Source organism: Streptomyces sp. NPDC001880, from assembly GCF_053594575.1.
This window is the reverse complement of record NZ_JBSFET010000175.1, coordinates 1-5761: the sequence shown is the minus strand read 5'-3', so window position 1 is coordinate 5761 and position 5761 is coordinate 1. Positions and strand designations below refer to the sequence as shown.

Sequence of the window (5761 nt, the reverse complement as noted above, 5' to 3'; positions counted from 1 at the left end):
GAGGCGCTCGGCAAAGGGCCGGCGAACGCGTTGCGAGGGGTCGTACCGACACGGGGACAGCTGCCCGCACCGGGCCGTCCGCCGGCGGCGGCTCCGCCGTTGCCCGCCGGCAAGGACCTGGTCGTCGTGGTGAACCAGGAGTCCGGCACCGCCACCGCGACCGCTTCGCTGGTGCGCGAGGCGTTGCCGCTGGCCGAGGTCGTGGAGTGCGCGCCCGACGAGCTGTCCGGGGCGCTGGCCGAGGCGGCGGGCCGGGGCCGGGCGCTGGGGGTCTGCGGGGGTGACGGCACGGTAAATCTGGCGGCGTCTGTCGCGGCGACGCACGGGATGCCGCTCGCCGTCTTTCCTGGCGGAACGCTCAATCACTTTGCGTACGATCTGGGCATCGAGACGGTGCACGACACGGTGGCCGCCCTCACCTCGGGGGGCGCGGTCCGGGTGGACCTGGGCCGGTTCCGGCCCGGTCCCGAGGGGCCGGGCGGGGCGGACGGCTACTTCCTCAACGCGTTCAGCCTGGGGGTCTATCCGGAGCTCGTGCGGACCCGGGAGCGCTGGGCGCCCCGTATCGGCGGCTGGCCCGCCGGAGTCCTCGCAGCCTTCGAAGTACTGCGTGGTCGACGCCCGCTGGCGGCCGAACTGCAGGGAAAGCGGCGGCCGTTGTGGCTCCTGTTCGTGGGCAACGGGATCTTCCAGCGGGTGGGGCCCGCTCCCGGACGGCGGGACAACCTGGCGGACGGCCTGCTGGACATCAGAGCGGTCCACGGCGGCCGGACTCCAGGGCTGCGGCTGCTGGCAGCAGCGGTGGCCGGTCCGCTGACCCGCTCCCCCGTCCATGCGGCGGTACGGCGGCACCGAGTACGGATCGCCGGCCTGGCACCGGGGACCCCGTATGCGTACGACGGCGAAGTGGCCTATTCAGGAAAGGAGTTGACGATCGACAAGCTGACAGAAGCGCTCACGGTCTACTGCCCCATGGCCCTGTGACAGAGAGACCGGGGCGGCGGACGACGAATCCTCGTCGAGGCGTTCCCCGCAGAGGTCGTCAAACGCCTCGGTATGGAGGTCGGCGGCGCGGGGAACCTGACCGCTGTCCTGGGCAGCGACCGGCAGACAGCGCAGCAGCGGCCAGCGGGACGGAGCGAAGGCGCAGCCGCGCTTCCAGCTGCGGACGGCCTGGGCGCGGTCGTCGGCGTGCCACTGAGCGGTCCCGAGGTGGCATTCGGTGAGCGAGTCAGCGGGTGCGGTCTGCCTGCTGATGTCCTGGCCGAGGTACTCGCGGATGACAACGAGCAGCTCCGGCGCGGCAGCGGATGATCCGGCCGGAGTGCTGTCGTTCCAACCGTTCATGCCGATCTGGTCCAGGTTCGCCTGTTCCTGACGGCGCAGCAGTTCAGCCAGCGGGCCAGAGACCTTTTTGCGCTTTCGGCGGGCTGGTGATGGTCGCGTCGCGATGATGAAGCTGTCGAATCTCGCTCGCTGATGACGTCCGCGCTGGCTATGGTTGCGGCCGTGTCGATTCTGTTCCTGACCTGCGGGTTACCCGGTTCCGGCAAGACGACGTTGGCCAGGCGTTTAGAGCGGGAATGGTCGGCCCTTCGGCTGACGGCTGACGAGTGGCTGCATGAGCTTCATCCGAACCTCTCCGGTGACGAGCTTGATGCCATGCGTGATCCGGTTGAGCGGGTGCAGTGGAGTGTCGCCGTACGTGTTCTTGAGACGGGCGGCAACGTGGTGCTCGACTGGGGGCTGTGGTCCCGGGAGGAACGCGATCACTACCGGACCGAGGCTCAGGCTCTGGGGGCCCGGGTCGTGCTGTGCCTGCTCGATCCGCCATCGGACGAACTGCGGCGTCGGCTGTCCGAACGCAACGGGGACTTGCCGCAAGGAACGTTCCATATCACCCAGGACCGTCTCGATGACGCGGCCCGATACTTCCAGCGGCCGACGGCCGAAGAGCTGGCCGAGTTCGACCCGTTTCCGGTAGATGTGGGGCAGTGACCCAGTCCGATCAGGATGCTCCGGGCAGCGTCGTTTCCGGCGGCGGACGAGGCCGTCGGTACCTGCTCAGCGGCGAGTCCGGCATTGGCCCGAACCTTCTCCTGCTCGGAGTAGAGCGCGACAAGGAATTCATCCAGGGCGGGTCTCTCCCGTGCAGTTTCGGCTTGGAAATCTGGGCTGATTCGCTTGCTGTGCCAGATGGCCCCGCCGATCCGTTCGTAGCCCGGTCACCACTCACCGGTGATGACGGGCCTGATGTGGTTGTGACGGAGCAGGGTGGAGCCGGCCCTGCGGTTGGTGCTGAACCAGTGCGCGCTTCTCTGCCGGGCCTGGGTTCCGTGGAAGTGCGGGCCGATGCCTTTCATCCGCACCGGGGTGTACGTGTTCGTCGGCCTGGACGGTGGGCGCCAGGAGTCGGTGTTGCTCCAGTGCGCTCCGGCGTCGCCCGGCGCGGCGTCCTCGAACCGCGCCACCCACACATCCGCCAGCCCACGCCGGAACTCCGACCCGCCCGAGTCGATGTACCCGACCTCGAACCCTTCAACCGGTGGTTGGGCTCGGCGGCCTCCGCACCGGGTCGGGGGATCCGGACCATCGCTGGCCGCAGCTGGCCGAGCGCATCAACAACGCGGCCGAGCGGGTCGGCGCCCGGCACGTCGACGCCGTTCTGCTTCAGGAGGCCTCCGACTGGGACAAGTACGGTCATCGCACACCCATCCGAACGTAGCCGCGACTTTCCCGCCATTTCGTGTGTGCGGCGCCGACTGCGTCAGCGTCGCACAGGCGGCCTGGACGGCTCAGTGGTCGCCTGTGTGCGGGCGGGGCGCACGGGGGCGCGGCAGTGGCTGACGCCAGTCGCCCAGCCTCGTGAGGAGAAACTGGCGGGCGAGAGAACGTGCGTCGTCCCACGTCGGATCTGTGGCCAGGGCGTTGGCCCAGAGGCCGATGCGGCAGGTGGCATCGATCTCGCCGAGGCGACGGCCGATGGCCCGAAGATTGCGCAGATCACGGGGCTCGAAGGCTCCGCGCTCCGCGAGCCCTTCGGAGACGCGGCAGAGGAGCTCCACCTCTTCAACGACATCCTTTGTCTCCAGCTCACGCTCGCCCAGCCAGGCAAATTGATCCTGGGTGTCGGCTGCTAGGAGGGCCATAAAGCGCAGCGTCCAGGTGTGCAGGTGCGCGTCGCCGAGATGGTTCATACATGCAGGATCGCACCTAGCTCCCGCGACCGCGTTCGTTGGCACGGAGGGTGGCAACGGCCGGCGCGGCGGCCGCGGAGTTGAAGCGCGATTACTGTTGTCGCAATCGAACAGTGCCAGACGGCGGTGCCTCCCGAAGTCGTGAACATCTGCTGTCTGTTCTCGGTTCTGGCACAGATCTTGGGGAGTCGTCGCGGAGGGTGACGACGTCGTTCGATTGAGAGGTACGAACCCCGCTTGCCTGACGTGAACGCGCACCTCGTACCCTCCGCACATGACTGACGATCCGTTCCGGTGCCGCTGTGTCCTCTGCCATGACTACGGTGACCGGGACGGAGCGGACCGCGTGGATCTGACGGTCATCGAGCATGTGCAGCAGCACGGATGGCACGTCGTGATGGTTCCCGAACGAGAACAAGACCTGCACGCCCGCGTGGCTTTGTCGGTCAGTAGCGAGAGCGTTTGTTACCCAAGAGCGAGAACACCCCGTGGGCACGGAAGACGATGTAGCCGAGTTTCAGCAACGCCCGGTTGCTTGACTTGCCCCGGATGTCGTGTGTTCCCCCGGCGGGGGTGGATGCGGAGCCTGGCGGTGTGCCGGGTACGGTCAGCGTGCGCATCATGAGCAAGACCCTCGCCACGTGGTCCGAAGCCCTGCGGACGGAGCCGCCGGTAAGCGCCGCCGCGGTCGTAGTCGGGCGGCCCGGTTCAGGAGGCGGGGTGGCAGGATGACACGGTGTTCGACTCTCTGCGTGAACCGTGGCTGCGCGGCATCACCTTCAATCCGGCGGCGCCCTCCGACGTACTGGTACGCCTGTTGGATCGAGCGGCCGGTGAGGCAGGCCTGCTGATGTGCGAGGGTCGTGACCTGCCTGACGCCGTCATCGACGCTGCCCTGCGCCATCCGGCCGGAGTCATCCGCCGCGCGCTCGCCCGCAACCGGTACGTCGACCCGGCGCGGCTCGCCCCCTTGGCGACGGACCCCTCGGGGATCGTCCGCGGGTGGCTCGCCGCCGGCCCCCGTCACCACCCTCGATGGGTCCGGCCGCTGCCGGACGACATCCTCGTGACCCTCCTGATGGCCCAGGACGGGGGCGAGGACGGCAAGGTCACCGAGAACGAGATCATCGGGGAGCTCGAATCGTCCCGGCAGATCCCGCTGTCCTTCTACCGCCGCATGGCCGGCCACGAGCACCCCGAACTCCGGATACGGGCCACCTGGAGGTGGCAGTCACTCACCCCGGCGCAACGGGCGGCGCTGCTCGACGATCCAGACCCCGCGGTCCGTGAAGCGGCGCAGGACAGGAACTGGCAGCTGGACCCGGAACGGGTAGAGGCCATGCTGCCGTCCTTCGATTCGCGCAACGAATTCGTGTTCGGCACATGTGCTCTGTCCCCCGCGCTCGTCGAGCAGTGCTTCGCGGACGGCACGGTGCACCCCCTGGCCCGGAACCGGCACACCCCGGCCTACGCCGTCGCCCGGCTCGCCCGCCACCCCGAGGCGGAGGTCCGCGCGTTGGTCGCCGCCCGGCCCGACGTGGGACCGGACCTGGTCGCGGAATTGAGGGAGGACCCGGACGAGGACGTGCGGATGTGCGCGCACCTCCACCCCTTCCCCCGCACCTGGGCCGAGTACTGGGCGATCGAGCGGGTCATCGGGCACGGCCCTGACTGCACCTGCCCGATCACCGAGCCGTTTACCGAGTCGAATACTGAGCCGGACATCGGGCCGTCACCCGACTGGTTCGCCGCCTGTGCGGTGTCCGAGGAACCGGTGCTCCGCCGGGTTGCGGCAAGTTGGCCGAGCCTGTCGGCGGAACTCGTCGAGACGCTCGCGCAGGACGACGACGAGGAGGTGAGGATCCGGCTGGCCTGCCACCACCCGCTGGTTCCGCCGCACCTCCTCCTGGATGTCTTCGTCACCCGCCCGGCCCACCGTCCGCACCTGCTGGCCCTGCCCGCGTTCCCCCGTACCGGCCGGGCTCACCTCGTCGACCACCCGGATCCCGAGGTACGGGCCCTGGCCGCAGCCGATCCCGCCTTGCCCGACCCCCCGGTGGAGGACCCCGACGCGTCGGTGCGCCGGGCAGCGGCCGCCAACCCGAGCCTGTCACCGGACTCCCTGGAGACCCTCCTCGCCGACCCCCGTACCGCCGAGGGCGCTTCAGCCAACCCGTCCCTCCCCGTTCTGCGCATGCACGCACTCCTCGGCCACTGCCTGAACGGCACCACCACCCCGCCTGGGGCCGTCCAGCGTTGACAGACCACACCCGCGTAGCGATCACAGACATGGCAACCTCCGTGGACCATCGACTGGAGTCTCGACGGCTCGTTCGGCGCGGGCGTCCGCAGTGGCCAGATGCTGGTAGTAGCCGGAGCGGGAGAAGCCCAGAACCCGGCAGATCCGCTTCACGCCGAAGGCGGCGCGATTCTCGGAGATGAAGTCCCAGCGGCAGGGGCTCACTTCACCGCCGAGTAGCCGGAGGGGATTTCACCCTCCGGCCCTCACAGAACGGAGCGTGACAATCTCTCGTCACTCCGCTCTTGTCGTCCTGATCGTCAGA

At 69.0% G+C, this 5761-nt stretch carries 7 protein-coding genes; 4 read left to right on the top strand and 3 right to left on the bottom strand.

Going from position 1 to position 5761, the window contains the following annotated elements:
* On the top strand, positions 1 to 984 hold a 984-nt coding region (locus tag ACWCQ6_RS35330), incomplete at its 5' end, for a diacylglycerol/lipid kinase family protein (RefSeq protein WP_451096341.1).
* On the opposite strand, the gene ACWCQ6_RS35325 is transcribed toward ACWCQ6_RS35330, so the two are convergent.
* Complete coding sequence (locus ACWCQ6_RS35325; protein ID WP_451096340.1) at positions 916 to 1347, bottom strand: hypothetical protein; 432 nt, start codon at positions 1345 to 1347, stop codon at positions 916 to 918. The two genes, ACWCQ6_RS35330 and ACWCQ6_RS35325, sit on opposite strands and share 69 nt — an antisense overlap.
* A 162-nt stretch (positions 1348 to 1509) precedes the next feature.
* Between ACWCQ6_RS35325 and ACWCQ6_RS35320 the strand changes: the two genes are divergently transcribed.
* The gene (locus tag ACWCQ6_RS35320) at positions 1510 to 1998 is read left to right on the top strand and encodes an AAA family ATPase (RefSeq protein ID WP_451096338.1); all 489 of its coding nucleotides are present in this window, start codon (positions 1510 to 1512) and stop codon (positions 1996 to 1998) included.
* A gap of 227 nt (positions 1999 to 2225) precedes the next feature.
* Here the strand turns inward: ACWCQ6_RS35320 and ACWCQ6_RS35315 are convergent, their stop codons facing one another.
* On the bottom strand, positions 2226 to 2471 hold the full coding sequence (locus ACWCQ6_RS35315) for a hypothetical protein (RefSeq protein ID WP_451096336.1): 246 nt from the start codon (positions 2469 to 2471) through the stop codon (positions 2226 to 2228).
* 74 nt (positions 2472 to 2545) lie between these two features.
* On the opposite strand from ACWCQ6_RS35315, the gene ACWCQ6_RS35310 reads away from it, so the two are divergent.
* The gene (locus ACWCQ6_RS35310; RefSeq protein ID WP_451096334.1) at positions 2546 to 2725 is read left to right on the top strand and encodes a hypothetical protein; all 180 of its coding nucleotides are present in this window, start codon (positions 2546 to 2548) and stop codon (positions 2723 to 2725) included.
* 70 nt (positions 2726 to 2795) lie between these two features.
* On the opposite strand, the gene ACWCQ6_RS35305 is transcribed toward ACWCQ6_RS35310, so the two are convergent.
* The gene (locus ACWCQ6_RS35305) at positions 2796 to 3197 is read right to left on the bottom strand and encodes a hypothetical protein (protein WP_451096332.1); all 402 of its coding nucleotides are present in this window, start codon (positions 3195 to 3197) and stop codon (positions 2796 to 2798) included.
* Between the two features lie 736 nt (positions 3198 to 3933).
* Between ACWCQ6_RS35305 and ACWCQ6_RS35300 the strand changes: the two genes are divergently transcribed.
* Positions 3934 to 5457 (top strand): hypothetical protein, encoded by a 1524-nt coding sequence (locus ACWCQ6_RS35300; RefSeq protein WP_451096330.1) that lies wholly within the window; start codon positions 3934 to 3936, stop codon positions 5455 to 5457.
* The last annotated feature ends 304 nt before the right edge of the window (positions 5458 to 5761 follow it).

Bases quoted from the DNA above. Each gene is read 5' to 3' on its own strand.
- ACWCQ6_RS35305 (WP_451096332.1), bottom strand. From the start codon at position 3,197: ATGAACCATCTCGGCGACGCGCACCTGCACACCTGGACGCTGCGCTTT.
- ACWCQ6_RS35325 (WP_451096340.1), bottom strand. From the start codon at position 1,347: ATGAACGGTTGGAACGACAGCACTCCGGCCGGATCATCCGCTGCCGCG.